Below are 22,521 nucleotides of genomic sequence, written 5' to 3' on the forward strand. Positions count from 1 at the left end.
GACCCGGCGGGAAGTCCCGCCGGGTCACGCGGCCCCGCCCCTCCGCCGCGGGTCAGCGGCGGTGCAGGCGGAAGTAGTCGAACTCGGCCGTGGCCCCCGCACCGCCCAGCGAGATGAGCCCGACGCGCAGGTCGGCGTCGGCCGGCAGGGTCCACACGCCGCCGTGGACCCACCTGCGGCCGTCGCGGCTGGTGGCCGCGCGCAGTTCGTGCTCGCCGTTGCGCCGGTCGACGCGGTGGATCAGGCGCAGCCAGGTCTCCTCGGCGGGCGGCCCGACGATCGTGCCGCCGTAGGCGATCCGGCCCTCGTACGGCATCTCCTTGCCGAACTCGGTCTGGCGGGTGTTCCAGATCGCCGCGTGGACGAGCTTGGTGTAGAGGTCGTCACCGGCGTAGGCGATGAGGCCCGCCTGCTGGTAGTTGCGGACGCTGTCGGTCCCCAGGTCGATGCGGAGCCTGGTCTCGGCGGTCCAGTCGCCCCGGGGGGCCTCGCGCAGCAGCACGGAGGCGGTGTTGTCCTCCCTGTTCAGCTCGGCGGCCTGGGTAGGCCAGCGCAGCGCCCCGCCGGTGACCTCGCCCTGCGGCCCGCGCACCCAGCTCCAGCCGGGGCCCAGCCCCGTACCGTCGAACTCGTCGCTGCGGCGGCGGTCGACCGGACCCGGGCGGGGAGCGGGCGCGACCCTCACGGGGCCGGCGCGGCCGGGCGCCGGCTGCGGGTCCTCCGAGGCCCAGGCGCCGCCCCGGACGGTCGGCCAGCCGCCGATCCAGTCGAGCCGGTCGATCAGCATGGGCCGCTCGTTGATCCCGAACGGCTCGTCGAGGTAGGGGTCGGTCCGGTCGATGGCGTGGTACACCAGCCAGTCCTGACCGGCGGGATCGGTCACGACGGCGTTGTGCCCGGTGCCCACCCAGCGGTTGCCGTTCGGTGCGATGACGATCGTGCCGCCCGCCCGCGAGGCGGTCAGCGGCACCTTCTCCCGGTCGAGGTAGGGGCCGGTGATGGCGCGCGAGCGCCCGGCGTAGACGCTGTAACCCGTGGTCGGCCCGGCGCAGCAGTCGGCCGAGGAGGCGAACAGGTACCAGTGGCCGCCGCGGCGCACCAGGTAGCCGCCCTCGAACTTGTTGTCGATGGCGATCATCGTGGGCTCGCCCACGGCCTTCCTGCCGGTGGGGTCGAGGCGCGTGATGAAGATCCCACCGTAGTAGGAGCCGTAGACGAGGTATTCGGTCCCGTCGGTGTCGACGGCGTGGGCGGGGTCGAAGGTCCATTTGAAGTCGCCGGAGGCGCCGGCGCCCCGGCGCGGCCCCACGACCGGGGTGCCAGAGTCGGTCCACGGGCCGGCCGGCGTCGGCGCGGTGGCCATCCCGATCGCGTTGTCGCCGGGCTCCGGGGTGACGGTGGTCTGGGTGACCACGTAGTACAGGCGGTACTCGCCGTCCACGCGCCGGATGTCCGGTGCCCACAGGCTCGCGCCCGCCGCGGTGTCGGCCCAGGTCGGCAGGGTCCGCTCGGTGAAGGCGTCGCCGACGTAGGACCAGTCGACCAGGTTCCGCGAGCGGGAGATGGGCAGGTGGTGGCGGGTCCCCTCGCCCTCGCGCAGGGGGTCGCTGGTCCCGAAGGCGTACCACCAGCCGTCCTGGCCCCGGACGATCGCCGGATCGGCGAAGGTGTCGGAGAAGGAGCCGCTGACCGGGTTGGTGTAGGTGCCGGGCCCGCGGTCCGCGGCCGGTCCGGCCGGGGCCCGTCCGGAGGCGGCCGGGGACCGGCCGGCGGCCTCCGGGGCCGGCGCGGGATCCGCCGCCTCCGCGGCCGGGGCCGCCGCGAGCAGGCAGGCCAGCCCGGCCAATGTGACGATCATGCGTCGAACGACTCCGGCACCCATGAAGACCTCTTCCGCTGCGTCTCGCACGTGTCCCCGACTGGACGCCCCCGTTTCCAGATCTTTCTACAACGTTGTATTCAACGTTGTACATAGTCGGCGGCCACCATCCTGGTGCGAACTTCACCGCCGCCCGCCCCGCGCCGGAGGGGCCGGCGCGGGGCGGGCGGCCCCGGAAGAGGGTGCCCGGCGCGGCCGGGGGCGGATAGGGTCCGGGGCGTGGAACCCGTCGTGGCCGTGCTGCTGGTCGTCGTCCTGGTCGGCGTGCCCGCCCTGGTGCTCTGGCGGGTGCTGCGCGGGCGGCGGGAGCTGGGCAGCAGCCCCGCCGAGCGGGCCACCTTCGAGACCCTGCACACCGCCTCGCTCGCGGCCCCGCCGCTGCGGGCCGGGCTGACCGAGGCGGGCGCCCAGAAGGCCTCCCGGCACCTGCGCGCGCTGCTCGGCTCACCGGCGCTGGCGGTCGCCGACGAGCAGCGGCTGCTGGTCTACGACGGCGAGGGCGACCACCACGCCCGCGAGGCCTTCGAGCACGCCGGCAAGACCCTGGCCGACGGCCGGACCCAGGTGCTGGGACCGGAGATGGTCTCCTGCGACCTGCCCGAGTGCCCGATCCGGTTCGCCGTCGTGGTGCCGCTCACCACCGACGGCCGGGTGGTGGGCTCGCTGGCCGCCTACGGCGGCCACGCCTCCGCAGGCCTGGTCCGCGCCGCCCACGAGGTGGCGAACTGGGTGAACTCGCAGCTGGAGCTGGCCGAGCTCGACCGGTCCCGGACGCGGCTGATGGAGGCCGAGGTCCGGGCGCTGCGCGCGCAGATCTCCCCGCACTTCATCTACAACTCGCTGACCACGATCGCGAGCTTCGTCCGCTCCGACCCCGACCGCTCCCGGGAGCTGCTGCTGGAGTTCGCCGACTTCACCCGCTACTCCTTCCGCAGGCACGGGGAGTTCACCACGCTCGCCGAGGAGCTGCGCTCCATCGACCGCTACCTGACCCTGGAGCGCGCCCGCTTCGGCGACCAGCTCCAGGTCACGCTCCGCATCGCGCCCGAGGTGCTCGCGGTGGCGGTGCCGTTCCTGTGCCTGCAGCCCCTGGTGGAGAACGCCGTACGGCACGGCCTGGAGAGCAAGCCCGGCGTGGGGCGGATCTCGATCCTCGCCGAGGATTCGGGGGCGGAGTGCCGGATCAGCGTCGAGGACGACGGGGTCGGCATGGACCCCGAGCGGCTCCGCCGCATCCTGGCCGGTGACGCCGACGCGCGGTCGGGGACCGGGGGAGTGGGCCTGGCCAACGTGGACGAGCGGCTGCGCCAGGTCTACGGCGACGAGTTCGGACTGGTGGTGGAGACCGGCCGGGGCGCCGGGACGAAGGTGAGCGTCCGCCTGCCCAAGTACCATCCCGGAGTGTCCGCCGACTGACCCGCCCTCCGCCGCCCCGGAGTGCCCGCCGGCCGACCCGCCCTCCGCCGACCGACCCGCCCTCTCCCCCGGAGGATCGATGACCGCAGGCCGTACGGACGCCCCAGGACCGGCGACCGCCCCGGACGCAGGGAGGACCCCGGTCGCGCGCGGGCTGGGGCGGCGTTTCTGGATCCTGTTCGCCTCCAGCACCGTCTCCAACCTGAGCGACGGCGTGGGCAAGGTCGCCCTGCCGCTGCTGGCGGTCACCCTCACCCAGGACCCGGTGCTGGTCGCGGCGCTGTCCTCGCTGACCATCCTGCCGTGGCTGATGTTCGCGATCGTCAGCGGCGCCCTGGTGGACCGGGTCGACCGCCGCCGGGCCATGATCGCCGCCCAGCTGGTCAGGACCGCGGTGGTCGGGCTGCTCGCGGCGGCGGTGCTGGCCGGGCAGGCGGCGCTGTGGATGCTCTACGCGGCCGCCTTCACGCTGGGCGCCGTCGAGACGCTCTACGACAACGCGGCCCACTCGATGACGCCCTCCGTGGTCCGGCGCGACCAGCTGGAGAAGGCCAACGGCCGGATGGAGGCCGCATCGGTGGTCGCCGACGGCTTCCTCGGCGCCCCGCTGGCGAGCGCGCTGTTCGTGGTCGCGGCCGCCTGGCCGTTCCTGGCGAACTCGATGGGCTTCCTGCTGGCGGGGGTGGTGCTGCTCCTGCTGCCCGGCCGCTACCGGGCCGGGCGGACGGCGGAGCGGGTGGGCGACCAGGCGAACAGGCGTCCGGACCGCCAGGCGGGCGGACACGCGGATGGACTGGCGGACGGGTCGGTGGACGGGCGGCCCGCGAACCTGCGCGCGGAGATGGCCGAGGGCCTGCGCTGGTTCTGGAACCACCGGCTGATCCGCGGGCTCACCGTGGTGGCGAGCCTGACCGGGGCGGCGTTCCAGGCGGTCATGGCGGTGATGGTGCTGTTCGTGACGGACGTGCTGGAGCTGCCCGCCGCCGCGTTCGGCTGGTTCGTGCTGGCCTCGGCCACCGGCGGAGTGGTGGGCGGCCTGGTCGTGCCGGCGCTGGTCCGCAGGTGGTCGCGGGCCGTGGTGATGAGCGTCGCGCTGGCCGTCCCCGGCGCCTGCTTCGTGCTCATCGGCGCCTTCCCGTCCCCGGCGGCGCTGGCGGCCGCGATGGCGCTCGGCGGCGGGTCGCTGCTGGTCTGGAACGTCCTGGTGATGTCGGTGCGCCAGGCCCTGGTCCCGCCGCACCTGTTCGGCCGGGTGCTGGGGGCGATCCGCACGGTGCTGTGGGGCCTCATGCCGCTCGGCGCGCTGGGCGGCGGGCTGCTGGGCAGGGCGTACGGCCTGCAGACCCTCGCGGTCGTCTGCGGCTGCCTGCTGCTGGCGCTCATGGTGCCGCTCTCCCTGATCCTGCACCGCCACAGGGAGCTGCTCCGTACGCTGAGCAGGCCGGATACTGTTGACACGTGATGTCTGATTCATCACCCTCTAGGGATTCCCCTGACGCACGACCCGGAGGAGCGAGCGTGACCGGCCTGCGTGTTCTGGCGGTGGACGACGAGCTGCCCGCGCTCGAGGACCTGGCCTACCTGCTGCGCGACGACCCCCGCATCGACGAGGTCTCCCTGGCCAGGGACGGCGCCGCGGCGCTGCGCGTGCTGGACCGCGCCATCGCCGACGGGCGGCCGATCGACGCGGTCTTCCTCGACATCCGGATGCGCGGCCTGGACGGGGTGGTGCTCGGCAGGCTGCTCTCGCAGTTCGCGAACCCGCCCCGGGTGGTCTTCGTGACCGCCTACGAGGAGCACGCGGTGGACGCCTTCGAGATCAAGGCGGAGGACTACCTGCTCAAGCCGGTCCGCCCGGAGCGGCTGGCCGAGGCCATCCGGCGGGTCTGCGTCTCGGCGGAGCTGCCGGACGGCGACGGCGGCGGCGGTGCGGGCCGTACCGACCCGCAGACCATCCCGGTGGAGCTCGGCGGCGTGACCCGGTTCGTCTCCAGCACCGACGTCCGCTACGTGGAGGCGCAGGGCGACTACGCCCGCCTGCACACCGCGGGCGGCAGCCACCTGGTCCGCATCCCGCTGGCGACCCTGGAGGAGCGCTGGGCCTCGGCCGGGTTCGTCCGGGTGCACCGCAGCCACCTGGTCGCGGTCAAGCACATCGACGAGCTGCACATCGACTCGGGCCGCTGCGTGGTCCGCATCGGCGAGACCGAGATCCCGGTCAGCCGCCGCCACACCCGCGAGCTGCGCGACCTGCTGGTACGGCGCGCCCGCAGGGGCAGGTCCGAGTGACGGCCGGGCGGGGTGCGGACGACGGCGGAACCGGGCGGAACACGGACCGGAACACCAGCCGGAGTGCGGAGCGGAACACGGGCCGGAGTGCGGAGCGGAACACGGGCCGGAGCGCGGAGCGGAACACGGGCCGGAGCGCGGAGCGGGACGCCGGCAGGGGGCCCGGCGAGGGGGGCGACGAGGAGCGGGGGACCGGGCCGCGGCGCCGCGGCGACCGGGCGCTGCGCGTGGCCGACCGGCTGGTGCGGCCCGGCGAACGGCCCCGCCGCGAGGTGGTGACCAGCCCCAGGACCCAGGCGGCCCGCCGCTCCCGGTACCCCGCCACCCGGGAGATCGACGAGCAGACCAGCCTGGGCGAGGTGTACATGCGCTCCCTGGTGCGCACCCAGTTCCGGCTCGCCCTGTTCGTGTGCACCGTGCTCGCCTGCGTGGTGGGCGGCCTGCCGCTGCTGTTCCTGCTCGTGCCGGAGCTGCGCGAGGTGCGGCTGCTCGGCGTGGGACTGCCCTGGGCGCTGCTCGCCGGGCTGGTCTACCCGGGGCTCGTCGCCGGAGCCTGGCTCTACGTACGGCAGGCCGAGCGCAACGAGCGCCACTTCGCCGACCTGGTGGAGCGGCAGTGACCGTGGAGCCGGCGGGACAAGCGGGGGAGACCGGGACCACGGGGGAGACGGCGGCCGGGGTGGACGGCGGCCGGGCCGGGAGGCCGGAGTGAACACCGCCTACGGCGTCTCGGCGGTCGTCGTCGTGGTGCTGGCCGCCGTCCTCATCGGGATCTTCGGTCTCCGGCTGTCGCGCACGACCTCCGACTTCTACGTGGCCTCCCGCACGGTCTCGCCGCTGTGGAACGCCTCCGCGATCGGCGGGGAGTACCTGTCGGCCGCGTCGTTCCTGGGCATCGCCGGGCTGATCCTGGCCTACGGCGCCGACATGCTCTGGCTGCCGGTCGGCTGGACGGGCGGCTACCTCGTGCTGCTGGTGCTGGTCTCCGCGCCGCTGCGCCGGTCGGGCGCCTACACGCTCCCGGACTTCGCCGAGGCCCGCCTGGAGTCGATGACCGTGCGCCGCAGCGCCAGCGTGCTCGTGGTGCTGATCGGCTGGCTGTACCTCATGCCGCAGTTCCAGAGCGCCGGGCTGGTGCTGCGCACGATCACCGGCGCGCCGGTGTGGGCCGGAGGCGTGCTGGTGGCCGTCGTCGTCGCGGTCAACGTGCTCTCCGGGGGCATGCGCTCCATCACGTTCGTGCAGGCCTTCCAGTACTGGCTCAAGCTCACCGCGCTCGCCCTGCCGGTGGTCTTCCTGCTGCTGGCCTGGCGGGCGGACGGCGCCCCCGCCCCGGCCGGGGAGACGCCCCCGGTCTTCGCCGAGCGGACCACGGTCACCGTCGCCGTGGACGTCACGGTGCGGGTCGCCGAGCCGGTCGAGGTGACCGTCACCGGCCGCCTGGACGGGCGCCCCCTCGACCGGGCGCGGATCACGCTGGCCCCCGGCCCGCACACCGTCGCCCACGAGACGAGGGTCACCTTCCCGGCCGGCGCCGCGGTGCCGCACGCCGAGAACCTGCCCGCGCTCACCGACCGGCAGTGGGCGCTGCCGCTGGAGAGCAGGGACTACCCCCTGTACACGACCTATTCGCTGATCCTGGCGACCTTCCTGGGCACCATGGGCCTGCCGCACGTGCTGGTGCGCTTCTACACCAACCCCGACGGCCGGGCGGCCCGCCGTACCACGCTGGTGGTGCTCTCGCTGCTCGGCGCCTTCTACCTGCTGCCGGCGGTCTACGGCGCGCTCGGCCGGATCTACGCCCCCGAGCTGCTGATGACCGGCCGCACCGACGCGGTGGTGCTGACCCTGCCGGGCCGCCTGGTCGGCGGTACGGCGGGCGACCTGCTCTCGGCGCTGGTGACGGCGGGGGCGTTCGCCGCGTTCCTGTCCACCTCGTCGGGACTCACGGTCTCGGTGGCGGGGGTGATCGGGCAGGACATCCTGCGCGGCGGGGTGCGCTCGTTCCGGCTGGCGACGGTGCTGGCGGTGATCGTCCCGCTGGCGCTGGCCACCGCGACGCGCTCGCTGCCGGTGGCGGACGTGGTGGGCCTGGCGTTCGCGGTCGCCGCCTCGTCGTTCTGCCCCCTGCTGGTCCTGGGCATCTGGTGGCGGCGGTTCACCGACGCGGGTGCGATGGCGGGGCTGCTGACCGGCGGGGGGCTGGCGTGCGCGGCGGTGCTCGCCACGATCGTCGGGGGGCCCTACCGCGGCCTGGCCGGCGCACTGCTGGCCCAGCCGGCCGCCTGGACCGTCCCGATCGCGTTCCTCGTCATGGTCGTCGTCTCCCTGCTCACACCGGGCCGGATCCCGAAGGGCGTGGCCCGCACGATGGTGCGCCTGCACACCCCCGAGACGCTGAAGGTGGACCGCGGGGACTGGCGCCCCAGGGGAACGTGAGGCGTCCGGGCCGATGACCGGGCCCATGTGCCGTTCGGCGCGCGGGAAGGACCTTTCACCGCAGGCCGTACCCAGCTGAACGCGGCTGGGCGGCGGCTGGGCGAAGAGCGCGTGCGGGGGTCTCCTCGCGGGGTACCCGCCGCTCCTACGGTAGCCGTGATCCAGATCACATTCATGGGAGGTCTCCCCCTTGACCGCCAGACAACATGACGCATCGGTTTACGAACAAGCGCAGGCGAGTGAGCGCTTCCAGGAGCTGAAGCGCCGCTTCCGCGCCTGGACGTTCCCGATGACCGCCGCCTTCCTCGCGTGGTACCTGCTCTACGTGGTGTTGTCCGGCTGGGCGCGCGACTTCATGGGCACCAAGGTGCTGGGCAACATCAACGTCGCCCTGATCTTCGGTTTCCTGCAGTTCGTCTCCACGTTCGGCATCGCCTGGGCCTACTCGCGGCACATGGAGAAGAAGATCGACCCGATCGCCGACGAGATCCGCCACGAGATCGAGGGGCGGACCGAATGAGCTCCCAGACCCTGTCGACCATCCTGTTCCTGGTCTTCGTCGCCGCGACGCTGGGCATCACGTTCTGGGCCAGCCGGCAGACCAAGACCGCCGCCGACTACTACGCCGGAGGCCGCTCCTTCAGCGGCGCGCAGAACGGCCTGGCGATCGGCGGCGACTACATGTCGGCCGCCAGCTTCCTGGGCATCGCCGGCATCATCGCCCTCTCGGGCTACGACGGCTTCCTCTACTCCATCGGCTTCCTCGTCGCCTGGCTGGTGGCGCTGCTGCTGGTCGCGGAGCTGATGCGCAACTCCGGCAAGTTCACCATGGCCGACGTGCTGGCCTTCCGGATGAGCCCGCGCCCGGTCCGCACCGCGGCGGGCGTCTCCACCATCGTCGTGTCGATCTTCTACCTGCTGGCCCAGATGGTCGGCGCGGGCGCGCTGGTCGGCCTGCTGCTCGGCATCGAGGGCGAGGCGGCCAAGGCGTGGACGATCGTCGGCGTCGGCATCCTGATGATCATCTATGTGGTCATCGGCGGCATGAAGGGCACCACCTGGGTGCAGATCGTCAAGGCCGTGCTGCTGATGAGCGGCGCGACCCTGGTCACCCTGCTGGTCCTGGGCAAGTACGGCTTCAACCTCTCCGCCCTGCTCGGTGAGGCCGCCGCGGAGAGCGGCAAGGGGAAGGCGTTCCTGGAGCCCGGCCTGAAGTACGGCACCGAGGCGCAGGGCCTGGCCGGCAAGCTCGACCTGATCAGCCTCGGCCTGGCGCTGGTGCTCGGCACCGCGGGCCTGCCGCACATCCTGATCCGCTTCTACACCGTGCCCACCGCCAAGGAGGCCAGGAAGTCGGTGCTGTGGGGCATCGGCATCATCGGCACCTTCTACCTGCTCACCCTCGTGCTGGGCTTCGGCGCGGCGGCGCTGGTCGGCGGCGAGGCGATCCTGGCGCAGGACAAGGCGGGCAACACCGCGGCGCCGCAGCTCGCCCTGGCGATCGGTACGGCGATCTTCGGAGACGTGGGCGGCACGATCCTGCTGGCCGTCATCGCGGCGGTCGCGTTCGCCACCATCCTGGCGGTCGTGGCCGGCCTGACGCTGGCCTCCAGCTCGTCCTTCGCCCACGACCTGTACGCGCACGTCTTCAAGCGCGGCAACGTCACCGACAAGGAGGAGGTCCTGGTCGCCCGGATCTCCGCCTTCGTCATCGGTGCGTTCTCCATCGGGCTCGGCATCCTCGCGCAGGGGCAGAACGTGGCCTTCCTGGTCGCCCTGGCCTTCGCCGTGGCAGCCTCGGGCAACCTGCCGGCGATCCTCTACAGCCTGTTCTGGAAGAACTTCAACACCGCGGGTGCCACCTCGGCCATCTACGGAGGCCTGGTCTCCGCACTCGTCCTGGTGATCTTCTCGCCGGTCGTGTCGGGCAAGCCCACCTCGCTCTTCCCCGACGCGAACTTCGCCTGGTTCCCGCTGAGCAACCCGGGCCTGCTCTCGATCCCGATCGGCTTCCTGGCCGGCTGGATCGGCACCAAGCTCAGCAAGGAGTACAGCGCGGCCAAGTACGCCGAGATCGAGGTCCGCTCGCTCACCGGCGTCGGCGCCGAGAAGGCCGCCGAGCACTAGCCCGGCGCACCGGACGTCCGGTGGTCCCCGCCACGGAGACCGCCGGACGGATCCCGGCCCCGGCCGCGAAGATCGCCGGACGGGTCACGAGTCCCGCCGGAGGGCCCGGCCGCCTCGGGGCGGCCGGGCCCTTCACCGTCCCGCGACGGTCTCCTAGCGGGAAGCCTCGTCCAGCAGGGCGAGCTCCTCGTCGGTCAGCTTCACGTCGGCGACCGCGAGCAGCGGCCGGAGCTGCTCGACGCTGCGGGCGCTGGCGATCGGCGCGGCGACGGTGGGCTGGGCCGCCAGCCAGGCGAGCGCGATCGTGGCCGGGACCGCGCCGTGCGCGGCGGCCACCTCGTCCAGCGCGGCCAGCACCCGCGGGCCGCGCTCGGTCGCGAGGTACTCCGACGCCTTGGCCGCCCGCGGGCTGTCCACGTCGGCCCCCGGCCGGTACTTGCCGGTCAGGAAGCCCCTGGCCAGGCCGAAGTACGGCGTGCTGGTCAGGCACCCCTCGACGACCGCGTCGCGCAGCGCGCCCTCGTAGCCGCGCTCCATCAGGTTGTAGTGCTGCTGGAGCACCCCGTAGCGGGCCAGGCCCTTCTGGTCGGAGATCTCCAGCGCCTCGGCCAGCCGGCCGGCGTCGTGGTTCGAGGCGCCGATGTTGCGGACCTTGCCCTCGCGGACCAGCGCGTCGAACGCCTCCAGGGTCTCCTCCAGAGGGGTCTCCCGGTCGTCGATGTGCGCCCAGTACAGGTCGATGTGGTCGGTCCGCAGCCGCCGCAGCGAGTCCTCCGCGGCGGCGCGGATGTTCGCGGCCGAGAGCCCCTTGCGGGCCGAGAGGGAGCCGACCTTGGTGGCCACCACCATGCGGTCGCGGTTGCCCCGGGAGGCCATCCACTCGCCGATGATGGTCTCCGATTCGCCGCCGACATGGCCGGGGACCCACTCGGAGTAGGAGTCCGCGGTGTCGATGAAGTTGCCGCCCGCCTCGGCGTAGGCGTCCAGGACGGCGAAGGAGGCGTCCCGGTCGGCGGTCCAGCCGAAAACGTTGCCGCCCAGGCAGAGCGGGAAGAGGTTCAGCTCAGAAAGGCTCATGCCAGCCACTCTATTCCCCGGCGTTCACTCACTTCCTGAGCATCCAGGGAGATCGTCCCGGGATTAGCATGTGCCGGGTCGGCGCACGGGCGGAGGCGGCTCGCATGGCACCCGGTTCACGGCTACGAGGGCTCCTCGTCGGGGCCGTGGTCGTCACCGGGCTGTTCGTCCTGGTGGTGGCCGCGACGCTCGCACTGATCACCGGCCAGCGCCGCCCGGTCGCCGAGCCGACGGGCGCCCCCGCCACCGGGGAGCGGCGGGCGAGCGCGACCCCGGAGACCCGGCAGACCCCCGAGGCGCCGGAGGGGATCGAGGTCGTCAGGGAGCGGCGGCTGGACGGCCGCCGGATGGACCTGACCCTGCGCTCGGCCGCGCTGGACGACGTCACCACGGTACGGCTGCTGCTGCCCGAGGGCTGGTCGGCCGGTTCCGGCCGGACCTGGCCCACCCTGTGGCTGCTGCACGGCGGGCTGGACGACCACCGGGGCTGGTCGAGGTCGGACGTCGAGCGGCTGACCGCGGCCGCCCCGGTGATCGTCGTGATGCCCGACGGCGGCAGGTGCGGCAGCTACTCCGACTGGTACAACGGCGGCCGCGGCGGACCGCCCCGGTGGGCCACCCACCACCTTCAGGAGCTGCTGCCCCTGCTGGAGAGCCGGTACGGCGCGGGCGGCGACCGGGCGATCGCCGGATACTCGATGGGCGGCCAGGGGGCGATGCTCTACGCCGCGACGGGCGGGTTCAGGGCCGCGGCCTCCTTCAGCGGCGCCGTGCACACGCTGCTGCCCGGCGTCGACCTCGCCGTCATGCTCGGCACCGCCGCCGGCTGCTTCGGCACCGACTGGAAGCGCATCTGGGGCGACCCGCACGGCGACCGGAAGGTCTGGGAGGAGCACAACCCCTACCACCGGGCCGCCGAGCTGCGCGGAGTCCGCCTGTATGTGGCCGCGGGCGACGGGCGCCCGCGGCCGGGCGAGCTGTTCGGCGACGTCACCGAGGAACTGGCCCGCAAGGCGGCGACCGCCTTCACCGGCCGGCTCGGCGAGCTGGGCATCCCGGTCGAGACGCACTTCTACCGGGGCAGGCACAACATGACCTACTGGAACAGGGAACTGCGCCGCGCGCTGCCCATGCTGCTGTCCTCCGTCGGGGCCGGTGACTGAGCGCGTACGGCCCTGTTCCCCCGGCGACATGGAATCCGCCAGGCCCGCGAGGTTATCGTCGGGCTGTGGGAAGCCTCCGTCACCGCGCCAGCAGATCGCGGCGCCCCGGCGGTCCCGGCGGGACGGGGGAGCCGGACGCGCGCGCCCGCATCCTGGACGCCGCCGAGGAGCTGTTCGCCCGCGACGGCTACGAGGCCACCCCCACGGCAGAGATCGCCCGCCTGGCGGACGTCCCCAAGGGGCTCGTCTTCCACTACTTCCCCCGCAAGATCGACGTGCTGGTCGCGCTGGTCGACGAGCGCACGCTGGTGGTGGAGGAGTCCCCGGAGGCGGAGGCCGTCCCCGGTGACGCGGCGGGCGCCCTGTCCCGGCTCGCCCGCCGCCTGCCGATCAGGGCCTCCCCGGCCATGCGGCGCATCCTGTTCCGCGAGGCCGACACGCACGGCTCGGTCCGCGCCCGGCTCGGCCACCTCAACGGTGAGATCATCCGCCGGGCCCGGTTCGCGCTGGAGCTGGCCCTGCCCGGCGCCCGCGGCGACGCCGCCCGGCTGGAGGTCGCGGCGGTCACCTTCGCCGCCGTCCTGCTCCACCAGGAGAACCTCTGCCAGCTCACCGGCCACCACATCGATCCCGACGCGGTGGCCGAGCTGATCGTGCACGCCCTGGCGTGACGGCGCGCCCTGCCGGCCGCTCCCGGTCGGGAGGGCGCGGCACGCGGACGCGCGGCCCGGACCGGGCCCGGCGCGGACGCGCGGTTCAGGCCGGGCTCAGGCCGGGTTCAGACCGGGCTCGGCTCCACGGCCGGCGCGGCGGCCGGGACAGGGACCGGCGCGGGAGCGGGAGCGGCGGCCGGGACAGGGACCGGCGCGGGAGCGGGAGCGGCGGCCGGGACAGGGACCGGCGCGGGAGCGGCGGCCGGCGCGGGCCCGGTCAGTTCCACCAGCTCGTCCATCGCCTCCTGGAGGTGGCCCAACAGCCGCCAGACGTCCTCGACCCGGTCCGGGCAGGCGACGATGCCGAAGTCGAGCGAGCCGTCGTAGGAGAAGCAGGTGATGCTGAGCCCGCCGGTCGCGTCGCTGAGCACCGACATCGGGTGGTAGCCGAGCACCCGGGCCCCGCACAGGTACAGGGGGAACTGCGGCCCCGGCACGTTGGAGACGATCAGGTTGACCGGCGGGGCCCCCATCGAGGCCAGCCGGAAGAGCGCGGGGGTGGCCAGGGCGGTGACCGGCGCGGGCATCATCGAGGTCAGCTCGCTGGGCCAGGCGGACGGGGAACCGGCGAAGCGGCGCTTGGCGGTGCGCATCGCCGCCCCCACGGCCTGCAGCCGCTCCCGGGGGCAGGCCACGTCGGTGGGCATCGGCGTGATCATGGCGGAGATCTGGTTGCCGACGGCGCCCTCGCCGCCCTGCCCGTCCTGACCGCGCCGATCGCTCCGGCCGCGTGCCGTGCGGACCGAGACCGGGACCGCGGCGATCAGCGGCCGGTCCGGGAGCGCGCCGCGCTCCTCCAGCCAGGAGCGCAGCGCCGAGGTGCACAGGGCCATGACCACGTCGTTGACGCTGATCCCGGACGACCTGGCCACCCGCCGGACGTCGGCCAGCGGGACGGAACCGTACGAGAAGCGCCGACGGGCGCTGATCGGGCCGTTGAACGGGGTGCGCGGGGCCGCCAGCGAGGGCAGCGCGGGCAGGTCCCTGGTCGTCCCCCGGAGCATCCGGGTCGTGGCGGCCACCAGGCGGGCCCCCGGCAGGGTGGCGGCGAGCGGGATCGCGTCGAGGTCGGCCGCGGCCCGGCCGAGGGAGCGCAGCGCCCGCAGCGGATGGGTCGCCGACCGGCTGACGGCCCCGGCGAGCATCGTGACGATCCCCGGCGCGGCGGTCGGCCGGCGCGCCGCGGGCGGCTCGACCGCGCGCGGCTCGGGGGTGAGGTCCAGCAGGGCGGCCAGCGTCTCCGCGCCCGACACCCCGTCGATGGCGCAGTGGTGGACCTTGATGTACAGCGCGGCCCGGCCGCCGGTCAGGCCCTGGATCAGGTGCATCTCCCAGAGCGGGCGGCGGCGGTCCAGCCGCCGTTCGTGGAGCCGGGCGACCGCCTCGGCGAGCTGGGCGTCGTCGCCCGGCATCGGCAGGGTCGTCTCGTGCACGTGGTGGGAGACGTCGAAGGAGGGGTCCTCCGTCCAGTACGGATGGTCGAGGCCGAACGGCACGCTCACCAGGCGCAGTCCGAGGGCCGGGGCCAGGTGCAGCCGGTCGCGCAGCAGCGCGATCAGTGCCTCGCGGGTGATCCTGCCCTCGGGGGTGCGGCTCGGATCCAGCACGGCCACCCCCGCGACGTGGGCGGCGGTGGTCGCCGACTCGGCGTGCAGGAACTGCGCGTCGAGCGGGGTCAACTGGCGCATCGGCTGGGCCTCTCGGCGGAGAGAATGGGAACGGACCGTTGGAACGGACTCTGTCATCATCACCCCGGTTCGTTTCGTCTGCGTTTCCGTGGAGCAACCGGAGGAGTCTTTCAGATGAAATCCGCAATAGCGAACGCCGATTTCGGTAACGTGTCCTGCCTGATCAACGCATGCGCAGGTCATGCGGGCACGGTCGCTGTTTTTCCCGTTGGGGTTATGTTTCCGTGCCGCTGGCGGTTCCGCTAGATGTTTACGACCCGCACCGGACACTGCACAACCGCGTTAAAGAGATATCCCAATTCATTGTAAGGGCTTTCCATGGGCTGGGCGGCGCCGGTCTCGTCGGCCGCGCGGGCGAGCAGGGTGTACGAACCGCTCGCCGGAGGGTTCCAGGTGACGTGCCACCGGGTCCAGGCGCGGGCGACGTGCGCGCCGCGCAGCAGGGCCGGCCGCCAGGAGGCGCCGCCGTCGACGCTCACCTCGACCGAGGTGATCCGGCCGCGGCCGGACCAGGAGCGGCCGCGCAGCACGTGCGGGCGCCCGGCGGCCAGGACGGCCCCCCACGGCAGCTCGAAGGCGCTCTTGACGTCGTGCACGGTCAGCGGGGGACCGCCCCCCGGCGGGTGCTCCCCGCCGACCATCCGGTAGAACTCCGTGGTCCACGGCGAGGACAGCGGCTCGGCGGAGACCTCGATGTCGCCCACCCACTTGACCGAGGCCAGGCCGATCCACGACGGCACGACCAGCCGGACCGGGTGCCCGTGGTCGGGCGGGAGCGGCCCGCCGTTCATCTCGTAGGCCAGGATGACGTCGTCGAGCGCCTTGGCGACCGGGATCGGCCGCCGCACCCGGCCGTGGTCGACGCCGTCGGCCACGTAGCGGGGATCGAGCCCGCGGGGCATCACGTCGACGGCGCCGGGGGTGATCCCGGCGAGCTCCAGCACCGCGGCCAGCGGCACCCCTCGCCAGCGGGCCACCCCGGCGGCGCCGAGCCGCCAGGGGGTGCCGGAGACCTCCTGGTGCTGCTGGTCGGTGAAGAACCGCCGGCCGTTGCCCGCGCACTCGATCAGCACGTCCCGGGTCACGGAGGGCATGGCGAGCAGTTCCCGGTAGCCGAAGCTCCTCGGCGCGCGCAGGCCCGAGCCGTGCAACTCCAGCCGCCAGGCCGCCGCGTCGATCACCGGGGTGCGGGTGTGGTTGCGGACGAAGAACCGGTCGACGGGCACGTGGTATCCGGCGCCGCGCATGGCCTCCCAGCGCATCTCGGCGCAGGAGCCGTGCACGTCGAACAGCTCCGGCGGCAGCGGCTTGACGATGGGTCCGGCGGTGGGCTCGGCGGTGGGTTCGACGACGGCCTCGTCCGGCATGCGGCACCATCCCCTCTATTGCTGCTATTACCTACTAGGAAAGCATGCAATCTCGTGGGGGGTGCGGGTTCGCGGATCCTCAGCGGCCCAGGAAGGCCAGCAGCCGCTCCAGCGGCCAGGCGTTGACCACGTCCTCCGGAGTCAGCCAGGCACGCTGGGCGATGCCGACGCCGAAGCGCTGTCCCGCCAGGTGGGGCACCGCATGGGCGTCGCTGTCGATGGAGAAGACCACGCCGTGGTGGCGCGCCAGCCGTACCAGGTCGGCGGGGAGGTCGGAGCGGTCGGGCATGGAGTCGATCTCCATCGCGGTGCCGGTGCGGGCGGCGGCGCGGAAGACCTCGTCCCAGTCGGCGTCCACCGGCTCGCGCCGGCCGATCAGTCGGGTCGTGGGATGGCCGATGACGTGGACGTGCGGGTTCTCGCACGCGGTGACCAGCCGGCGGGTCATCTCCTCGCGGGACTGCCCGAAATGGGAGTGCACGCTCGCCACGCACACGTCGAAGCCCGCCAGGATCTCGGCCGGCCAGTCGACCGAGCCGTCCGGGCCGATGTTGAGCTCGGTGCCGTGCAGGAGCCGCATGTCCGGATATCTACCCTGAAGTCGCTTGATCTGCTCGCGCTGCTCCAGCGCCTTCTCCAGCGTCATCCGGTGCATGGCCAGGTCCGGGGCGTGGTCGGTGATCGCGTAGTAGGAGTGGCCGCGCGCCGCGGCGGCGGCCACCATGTCCTCCAGCGAGGCGATGCCGTCGGTCAGGTCGGTGTGGGTGTGCAGGTCGCCGCGGAGGTCCTCCAGGGTGACCAGCCGCGGCAGTCCGCCCTCCAGCGCGGCGGCGATCTCCCCGCCGTCCTCGCGCAGCGCCGGCGGGATCCACTCCATGCCGAGCGCCCGGTAGACGTCCTCCTCCTCGGCCGCCGCGATCACCCGGTCGCCGTCGAAGAGGCCGTACTCCGAGAGCTTCCAGCCCTTCTTCACGGCGATCTCCCGCAGGCGCACGTTGTGCGCCTGCGACCCCGTGAAGTACAGCAGGCCGGCACCCCAGGACCCGGCCGGGATCAGCCGCAGGTCCACCTGCACGCCCTGGTGGGTGCGGATCGAGGTCTTCTTCCCGCCCGAGGCGATGACCTCCGCGACGTACGGCCTGGCCTTGAAGTCGTCCATGAGCGACTCCGGCGCGACGGCCAGCACGTCGACGTCGCCGGCGGTGTCGCGCATCCGGCGCAGCGACCCGGCGTAGGCGATGCGCTCGGCCCCGTCCCGCAGCGAGGCGACGACCCGCTCGGCCAGCTCCATGGCCACGCCGACGTGCACCCGCGCGCTGGTCCGCGCCAGCTGCTCGACGCCCCGCAGGAGGTTCTCCTCGGTCTTGGGGCCGAAGCCCTTCACCCCCTTGAGCCGGCCCGCCCTGATCGCCTCGGCGAGCGCCTCGGGGGAGTCGACGCCGAGCTCCTGGTAGAGGAAGACCGCCTTCTTCGGCCCGAGCGAGGGCACCCGGGTCAGCCTGCGCACCCCCTCGGGGACCCGGCCGCGCAGCTCGTCCAGCTGCCGGAACCCGCCCCGCTCGAGGTATTCCTCGACCTTCTTGGCGATCGCCTCGCCCACGCCCGGCACGCTCCGCACGGCCGTCGAGGCGATGTCCTCGGGGAAGCCCGCGATGGCCTTGGCGGCCTTCTGGTAGCTGCGGACCCGGAACGCGTCACCGCCCGTCATCGCGAACAGCTCGGCGTACTCCTCCAGGGCGGCGGCCACATCGTCATTCGCTCGTGTCACGGGCCCACCCTAGGAGATCACCCCGACGTTTCCGGGCCCGCGGCGGCACCGGGTACGGCGAGCGGCAGAAGCCGTGCCAGCGGGGCGGGCAGCCACCAGTTGCCCCGCCCCAGCAGCCGCATCAGCGCCGGGACCATGACCAGGCGGACCAGGACCGCGTCGATGGTGATCGCCGCGGCGACGGCGAAACCGAGCTGCCGGACCTCCTGCCGGTGACCGGCGAGCAGCCCGGCGAAGGTGACGACCATGACCGCGGCGGCCAGGGTCACGGTCCGCGCGCTGTGCTGCAGCCCCAGCGCGACAGCCTCCGTGTCCCCGGCGCCCGCGCGGCGGTACTCGGCGATGCGGCGCACCACGAACACCTCGTAGTCCATCGACAGGCCGAACACCAGCGTGAGCAGGGCCACCGGCAGCACCGCGGAGACCGCCGGAGTCCCGGACGGCCCCTGGAACACCCAGACCGTCAGCCCGAAGGCCGCCGCGACGGTCAGCAGGTTCAGCAGCACCGCCTTGAGCGGCAGCAGCAGGCTGCGGAAGGCCACCGACAGGAACAGCAGCGAGCCGGACAGCACCAGGGCCGCCACCTGCCAGAGCCGGTCGGTGCTCGCCGCGCCCAGGTCGGCCGTCATCGCGGCGGGCCCGCCGACCAGCACCCGCTGCCCGGCGGGCAGCAGGCCCAGGGCCGGCGCCCGCGCGATGCGCTCGTTCAGCGCGGCCGCACCCGCCCGGTCGGGCGCCTGGTCGCTCACCACCATGACGACGGTCAGGTCACGGCCGTTGTCGGCGGGCACGGCCAGCGCCACCCGCGGATCCGCGCGCAGCGCGGCCACCAGCGCGGAGGTGTCCACCGGAGGCCCGCCCGGCGGGTGGGGCAGCAGCACCGCCGTCAGCCCCGCCACCCCGTCGGCCTCCATCCGGGCCAGGCCGCGCCCCGCCTCCGTGCCGGCGACGGACGCCCGGTCGACGTCCATGCCCAGCCGGAGACCCGGCAGCGGGGCGGCGGCCAGCAGCAGGAGCGCGGTCGCACCCGCCAGGTAGGGCCACGGATGGCGCATCAGATGCCGCGCCCAGCGCGCCCACCCGCCCTCTTCGCCCCCGCGGTCCACGCCGTGCCTCCCGCAGGCCCGGCCGGACCCGTCAGCTCCGCCGGACCCGCCGGACCCGCCGGACCCGCCGGACCCGTCAGCTCCGCCGGACCCGCCGGACCCGCCGGGCAGGCCGGTGCCGCGGGACCGGCCCGAACCCCGCGCACCGCGCCGGGGCAGGGCGCCGAACCCCAGGAAGCGGTCGCATCCGGCCAGCAGGGCCGGCAGCAGCGTCAGCGCCGCGGCCGGTGCCGCCACCGCCGCCACCACGGCGGGCAGGGCCAGCGAGCGGACCGGGCCGACCCGTACGGCGAGCAGGGCGCACGCGGCGAGGGCCACCGCCGCCGCGCACCAGCACACCGTCGTCCCCGCCGTGGCCGTCGCCGTCCCGGCCGCCGCCGACCGGTCCAGGCCCCGGTCGCGCGCCTGCCGGTAGCGGAACGTGATCAGCAGCGCGTAGTCCATGCCCAGCCCCAGCGCCACCGAGCAGGCGACCGTCAGCGTCAGCGTGTCCGGCCCGGCTCCCAGTCCGGGACCCGCCGCGGCGAGCACCCCGGCGGTGACCGCGACGGCGGCCCCGGCGACGGCCAGCGGCACCAGCGCCGCCCCCAGCGACCCGAGCCCGGCGGTGAGGATCATCAGCGCCAGCGGGGCGGCCACCGCCTCGGCGGTCCGCAGGTCGGCCAGATCGACCTCCTTGACCTCCGCGAACAGCGGCGTCACCCCGACCAGGGACGCGCCGACCGCGCCGCCGGACGCCCGCCCGGCCGCCTCCCGCAGGACGGACGCCTGGTCCGCCAGCCGCCGCTGCCGCGCGGCCTCGTCCCCGGTGAGCCCGACCAGCGCGTACAGGTTGCGCCGGTCCTGCCCCGGCGCCGGCGGCAGGACCTGGACCGCGCCGACCCCCGGCCGCCCGGCCAGCGCCCGCAGCGCCGCGCCCACCGCGCGCAGGTACGCCGGATCGGAGGCCGCCGGGCCGGCCGGGGCGGTCGAGGTGAAGGCGGCGACCACCTGCTCGGAGCCCATCTCCGGGAACCCGCGCTCCAGCAGCGCGGCGGCCCGCGCCGAGGGGGAGCCCGCCACCTCCAGCGAGGGGCCGTCCAGGGTGCGGACCAGCCCGGGCAGCAGCGCCAGCGACACGACCGCGGCCAGCAGCCACATCCCGACCACCGGCCGGTGGTGCCGCGCCGCCCACGACCCCAGCCGGCCCGCGGGTCCGGGAGGCCGCTCCGGCGGGCGGGGCGGGGCGGGCCCGGTGCCGAGTCGTTCGGCCGGCAGCGTCATCGATCGTCTCCGGGGTGGGCCCCGGCCTCCGGGCCGAGGGTGCATGGCGGGGAGCCGGTCCGCGGTTTCCGCAGGACGCCGCCCGGGGCCGGTCGAGAGCCGATCGGGAGAACCGGCCGAGGGCCCGTCCGCCCGCGCGCTCCGTGCGAACCCGCGGATCGCCTCCGGGGATCACCACCGCATGCTACAGATTGTCTCGATAGAACTACTCAGGGTAATGAGACTCGCCGAGGAGAACCATGACCGTCCCACCCCGGACCGCAGGCCGTACCCGTCGCGACGGGCGCCGCACCCCGCGCCGGACGGTGTCCGGCCCGACCGCCGCGCTCACCGCCGCGCTCGCCACGGTGCTCGCCGCGACGGCCCCCTTCGCCCCCGCCGCGACGGCCCGCACCGCGCAGGCCTCCGCCGCGCCCGCCCTCACCGACGCCCGGGTCTCCGCCGCCCCCGCCAAACTGGTCTGCACCGCGGCCACCGAGCCGGGACGACCGGTCACCTTCACCCCGGCGGTCGGCCTGCTGCCCGCACCCGTCGACACCAAGGGCACCCTGCGGCTGAGCTCCTGCACCTCTCCCGACGGCTCCCAGTCCCGCCTCAGGAGCGGGCGGCTGACCATGAAGGGCTCGGGCCGGGCCAGCTGCACCGGGGTCTCCGGCCTGCGCAGCCAGGGCACCATCACCTGGTACGACTCCCGGGGCCGGGCCGCGGGAACCTCCAAGATCCGATCAGGGTCCCGCGAGCTGTCCGGAACCAACCCCGCCGACGCCCTCCTGGTCGGCAAGGTCGTCTCCGGCCCGATGAAGGGGCGCCGCGTCGCGGGCAGCGCCACCCCCACCACCGACCTCACCTCCTGCACCGTCAGCGGGGTGTCCGCCGTCGAGGGCAGCGGCCGGCTGACCGTCTCCTGACGGCCGGTCCCCCCGGCGTCAGGGACGCACCTGGTAGACGTGGTTGACCGGGGTGGAGGCGACCAGGCGCACGTCGGTGAAGCCCGCCTCCTCCAGCACCCCGCGCATCGCCTGCCCGCCCGCCTGCGCGCCCATCGCCGAACCGCCCTGGGAGACGGCGTTGGGCACGCACATGTAGGTCGAGGCCGCGTAGAACATGCGCCCCATCGGATGGAGGTTGTCCTGGACCCGGTCCCCGGCGGCCGGCTCCACCAGCAGCCAGGTCCCGCCCTCGCCCAGCGCCTCGCGCATGCGCCGGGCCGCGCCGACCGGGTCGCCGTAGTCGTGCAGGGCGTCGAAGGTGCAGACCAGGTCGTATCCACCCGCAGGGATCTCGGTGGCCGCGCAGACCGCGAACCGCGCCCGGTCGGAGACGCCCGCGGCCTCGGCGGCCTTGCGCGCCCGCTCGATCGAGACGTCGTGGTAGTCGTAGCCCTCGAACTCCGAGGCCGGATAGGCCTGGGCCATCAGGATCGTGGTGACCCCGTACCCGCAGCCGACGTCGGCCACCCGGGCGCCCGCGGTGAGCCGCTCGTGGACGCCGTCCAGGGCCGGGATCCACTCGGTCACCAGGTGCGCGGCGTACCCGCTCCGGAAGAAGTCGGCGACCGACGCGACGAGCTCGTCGTCCTGCTCGTGCCAGCCGATGCCCTCCCCGCTGCGCATCGCCGCCTCCAGCCGGTCGAGCCCGGTCAGCGCGCGTACGGCGAAGCGGAACATCGTCCCGAGGTTCAGCGGCCCCCTCGGGTTGAACGCCAGCGCGTGCTCGGGCGACATGCCGTACCGGTCGCCGTCCGGGTCGTGGGTGAGGTAGCCGCCGGCGGCCTGGGCCCTGACCCACTCCCGCACGTAGCGCTCGGCCGTACCGGTGCGCCCGGCGAGCTCGGCGGTCGTCAGCGGGCCGCCGGCCAGCGCCTCGTAGAGGCCGAGCCGCATCCCCAGCACGACGAGGCCCGCGGAGGTCGTGGCCCCGGCGTCGACGATCGCCCTGCCCAGCAACTCGTCCAGCCGCTCGGAGTCGACGTCCAGCGAGGCGGGGTCCGGCCACCCGCCGCCCGTCTGCGGGCCCGCGGCGGGGGTGTCGAGATGGGACATGATCAGGTCCTTTCCGGTGAACGGTCGCCCGGAAGCGTGCCCGCGATCCGGGGCCCCCACCATGGCCTTCTCCACACCCGCAGTGCGTACTACGACACGGTCCCGGGGACGTTCCAGGGGAAAACTTCAGCGGGGAATGCGCCGCCCGTGCACTCCCGCAGACCGGTCTCCACCCCGGCCGGGC

17 protein-coding genes are annotated in these 22,521 nt (G+C 74.2%); 10 read left to right on the forward strand and 7 right to left on the reverse strand.

Annotated elements, in window-relative coordinates; translation table 11 throughout:
- Positions 1-52 precede the first annotated feature (52 nt).
- The gene (locus tag IEZ06_RS06925) at positions 53-1,858 is read right to left on the reverse strand and encodes a glycoside hydrolase family 43 protein (RefSeq protein WP_189235801.1); all 1,806 of its coding nucleotides are present in this window, start codon (positions 1,856-1,858) and stop codon (positions 53-55) included.
- Between the two features lie 240 nt (positions 1,859-2,098).
- Between IEZ06_RS06925 and IEZ06_RS06930 the strand changes: the two genes are divergently transcribed.
- From IEZ06_RS06930 to IEZ06_RS06960, 7 genes are all read left to right on the forward strand, one after another.
- Positions 2,099-3,295 (forward strand): sensor histidine kinase, encoded by a 1,197-nt coding sequence (locus IEZ06_RS06930; RefSeq protein WP_189235802.1) that lies wholly within the window; start codon positions 2,099-2,101, stop codon positions 3,293-3,295.
- Positions 3,296-3,374: 79 nt separating this feature from the next.
- The gene (locus tag IEZ06_RS06935) at positions 3,375-4,757 is read left to right on the forward strand and encodes an MFS transporter (RefSeq protein ID WP_189235803.1); all 1,383 of its coding nucleotides are present in this window, start codon (positions 3,375-3,377) and stop codon (positions 4,755-4,757) included.
- A gap of 56 nt (positions 4,758-4,813) precedes the next feature.
- On the forward strand, positions 4,814-5,584 hold the full coding sequence (locus IEZ06_RS06940; protein WP_189235804.1) for a LytR/AlgR family response regulator transcription factor: 771 nt from the start codon (positions 4,814-4,816) through the stop codon (positions 5,582-5,584).
- 227 nt (positions 5,585-5,811) lie between these two features.
- Positions 5,812-6,204, forward strand: coding sequence for a hypothetical protein (locus IEZ06_RS06945; protein WP_203871745.1), 393 nt, complete (start codon positions 5,812-5,814; stop codon positions 6,202-6,204).
- Positions 6,205-6,292: 88 nt separating this feature from the next.
- A complete protein-coding gene (locus tag IEZ06_RS06950) occupies positions 6,293-8,023 on the forward strand; it encodes a sodium/solute symporter (RefSeq protein ID WP_189235805.1) in 1,731 nt (576 codons plus the stop codon).
- A 190-nt stretch (positions 8,024-8,213) separates the two neighbouring features.
- Positions 8,214-8,543, forward strand: coding sequence for a DUF485 domain-containing protein (locus IEZ06_RS06955; protein ID WP_189235806.1), 330 nt, complete (start codon positions 8,214-8,216; stop codon positions 8,541-8,543).
- The gene (locus IEZ06_RS06960) at positions 8,540-10,150 is read left to right on the forward strand and encodes a monocarboxylic acid transporter (RefSeq protein WP_189235807.1); all 1,611 of its coding nucleotides are present in this window, start codon (positions 8,540-8,542) and stop codon (positions 10,148-10,150) included. Before IEZ06_RS06955 ends, IEZ06_RS06960 begins: the two co-directional genes overlap by 4 nt.
- Before the next feature lie 153 nt (positions 10,151-10,303).
- Here the strand turns inward: IEZ06_RS06960 and IEZ06_RS06965 are convergent, their stop codons facing one another.
- Positions 10,304-11,227, reverse strand: coding sequence for an aldo/keto reductase (locus tag IEZ06_RS06965; RefSeq protein WP_189235808.1), 924 nt, complete (start codon positions 11,225-11,227; stop codon positions 10,304-10,306).
- A gap of 104 nt (positions 11,228-11,331) precedes the next feature.
- Between IEZ06_RS06965 and IEZ06_RS06970 the strand changes: the two genes are divergently transcribed.
- Positions 11,332-12,390 (forward strand): alpha/beta hydrolase, encoded by a 1,059-nt coding sequence (locus IEZ06_RS06970; protein WP_189235809.1) that lies wholly within the window; start codon positions 11,332-11,334, stop codon positions 12,388-12,390.
- A gap of 65 nt (positions 12,391-12,455) precedes the next feature.
- On the forward strand, positions 12,456-13,061 hold the full coding sequence (locus tag IEZ06_RS06975) for a TetR/AcrR family transcriptional regulator (protein WP_229797848.1): 606 nt from the start codon (positions 12,456-12,458) through the stop codon (positions 13,059-13,061).
- A 107-nt stretch (positions 13,062-13,168) separates the two neighbouring features.
- Here IEZ06_RS06975 and IEZ06_RS06980 read toward each other — a convergent pair whose 3' ends face one another.
- The 4 genes from IEZ06_RS06980 to IEZ06_RS06995 form a co-directional block, all read right to left on the reverse strand.
- Positions 13,169-14,791 carry a WS/DGAT/MGAT family O-acyltransferase gene (locus tag IEZ06_RS06980; RefSeq protein ID WP_189235810.1) on the reverse strand — a complete coding sequence of 541 codons (1,623 nt, stop codon included), beginning with the start codon at positions 14,789-14,791 and terminating at the stop codon, positions 13,169-13,171.
- Positions 14,792-15,033: 242 nt separating this feature from the next.
- Positions 15,034-16,158 (reverse strand): sulfite oxidase, encoded by a 1,125-nt coding sequence (locus tag IEZ06_RS06985; RefSeq protein ID WP_189235811.1) that lies wholly within the window; start codon positions 16,156-16,158, stop codon positions 15,034-15,036.
- 79 nt (positions 16,159-16,237) lie between these two features.
- Positions 16,238-17,926: a DNA polymerase/3'-5' exonuclease PolX gene (gene polX / locus IEZ06_RS06990; RefSeq protein ID WP_189235812.1), complete on the reverse strand. Its 1,689-nt coding sequence runs from the start codon at positions 17,924-17,926 to the stop codon at positions 16,238-16,240.
- Positions 17,927-17,943: 17 nt separating this feature from the next.
- Entirely contained in the window at positions 17,944-20,295 is a 2,352-nt protein-coding gene (locus IEZ06_RS06995) for an MMPL family transporter (RefSeq protein WP_189235813.1), read from the reverse strand.
- 239 nt (positions 20,296-20,534) lie between these two features.
- Between IEZ06_RS06995 and IEZ06_RS07000 the strand changes: the two genes are divergently transcribed.
- Positions 20,535-21,203: a hypothetical protein gene (locus IEZ06_RS07000; RefSeq protein WP_189235814.1), complete on the forward strand. Its 669-nt coding sequence runs from the start codon at positions 20,535-20,537 to the stop codon at positions 21,201-21,203.
- Positions 21,204-21,221: 18 nt separating this feature from the next.
- Here the strand turns inward: IEZ06_RS07000 and IEZ06_RS07005 are convergent, their stop codons facing one another.
- Positions 21,222-22,337, reverse strand: a complete 1,116-nt coding sequence (locus tag IEZ06_RS07005; RefSeq protein ID WP_189235815.1) for a class I SAM-dependent methyltransferase — start codon at positions 22,335-22,337, stop codon at positions 21,222-21,224.
- Positions 22,338-22,521: the final 184 nt, after the last annotated feature.

Origin of the sequence: Planomonospora antibiotica (genome assembly GCF_014647955.1) — a bacterium.
In the GTDB taxonomy this organism is placed as follows: Bacteria; Actinomycetota; Actinomycetes; order Streptosporangiales; family Streptosporangiaceae; genus Planomonospora; species Planomonospora parontospora.

Bases quoted from the DNA above. Each gene is read 5' to 3' on its own strand.
- IEZ06_RS06925 (WP_189235801.1), bottom strand. From the start codon at position 1,858: ATGATCGTCACATTGGCCGGGCTGGCCTGCCTGCTCGCGGCGGCCCCG.
- IEZ06_RS07000 (WP_189235814.1), top strand. From the start codon at position 20,535: ATGACCGTCCCACCCCGGACCGCAGGCCGTACCCGTCGCGACGGGCGC.
- IEZ06_RS06960 (WP_189235807.1), top strand. From the start codon at position 8,540: ATGAGCTCCCAGACCCTGTCGACCATCCTGTTCCTGGTCTTCGTCGCC.
- IEZ06_RS06980 (WP_189235810.1), bottom strand. From the start codon at position 14,791: ATGCGCCAGTTGACCCCGCTCGACGCGCAGTTCCTGCACGCCGAGTCG.
- IEZ06_RS06965 (WP_189235808.1), bottom strand. From the start codon at position 11,227: ATGAGCCTTTCTGAGCTGAACCTCTTCCCGCTCTGCCTGGGCGGCAAC.
- IEZ06_RS06935 (WP_189235803.1), top strand. From the start codon at position 3,375: ATGACCGCAGGCCGTACGGACGCCCCAGGACCGGCGACCGCCCCGGAC.
- IEZ06_RS06985 (WP_189235811.1), bottom strand. From the start codon at position 16,158: ATGCCGGACGAGGCCGTCGTCGAACCCACCGCCGAGCCCACCGCCGGA.
- IEZ06_RS06970 (WP_189235809.1), top strand. From the start codon at position 11,332: ATGGCACCCGGTTCACGGCTACGAGGGCTCCTCGTCGGGGCCGTGGTC.
- IEZ06_RS06995 (WP_189235813.1), bottom strand. From the start codon at position 20,295: ATGACGCTGCCGGCCGAACGACTCGGCACCGGGCCCGCCCCGCCCCGC.
- IEZ06_RS07005 (WP_189235815.1), bottom strand. From the start codon at position 22,337: ATGTCCCATCTCGACACCCCCGCCGCGGGCCCGCAGACGGGCGGCGGG.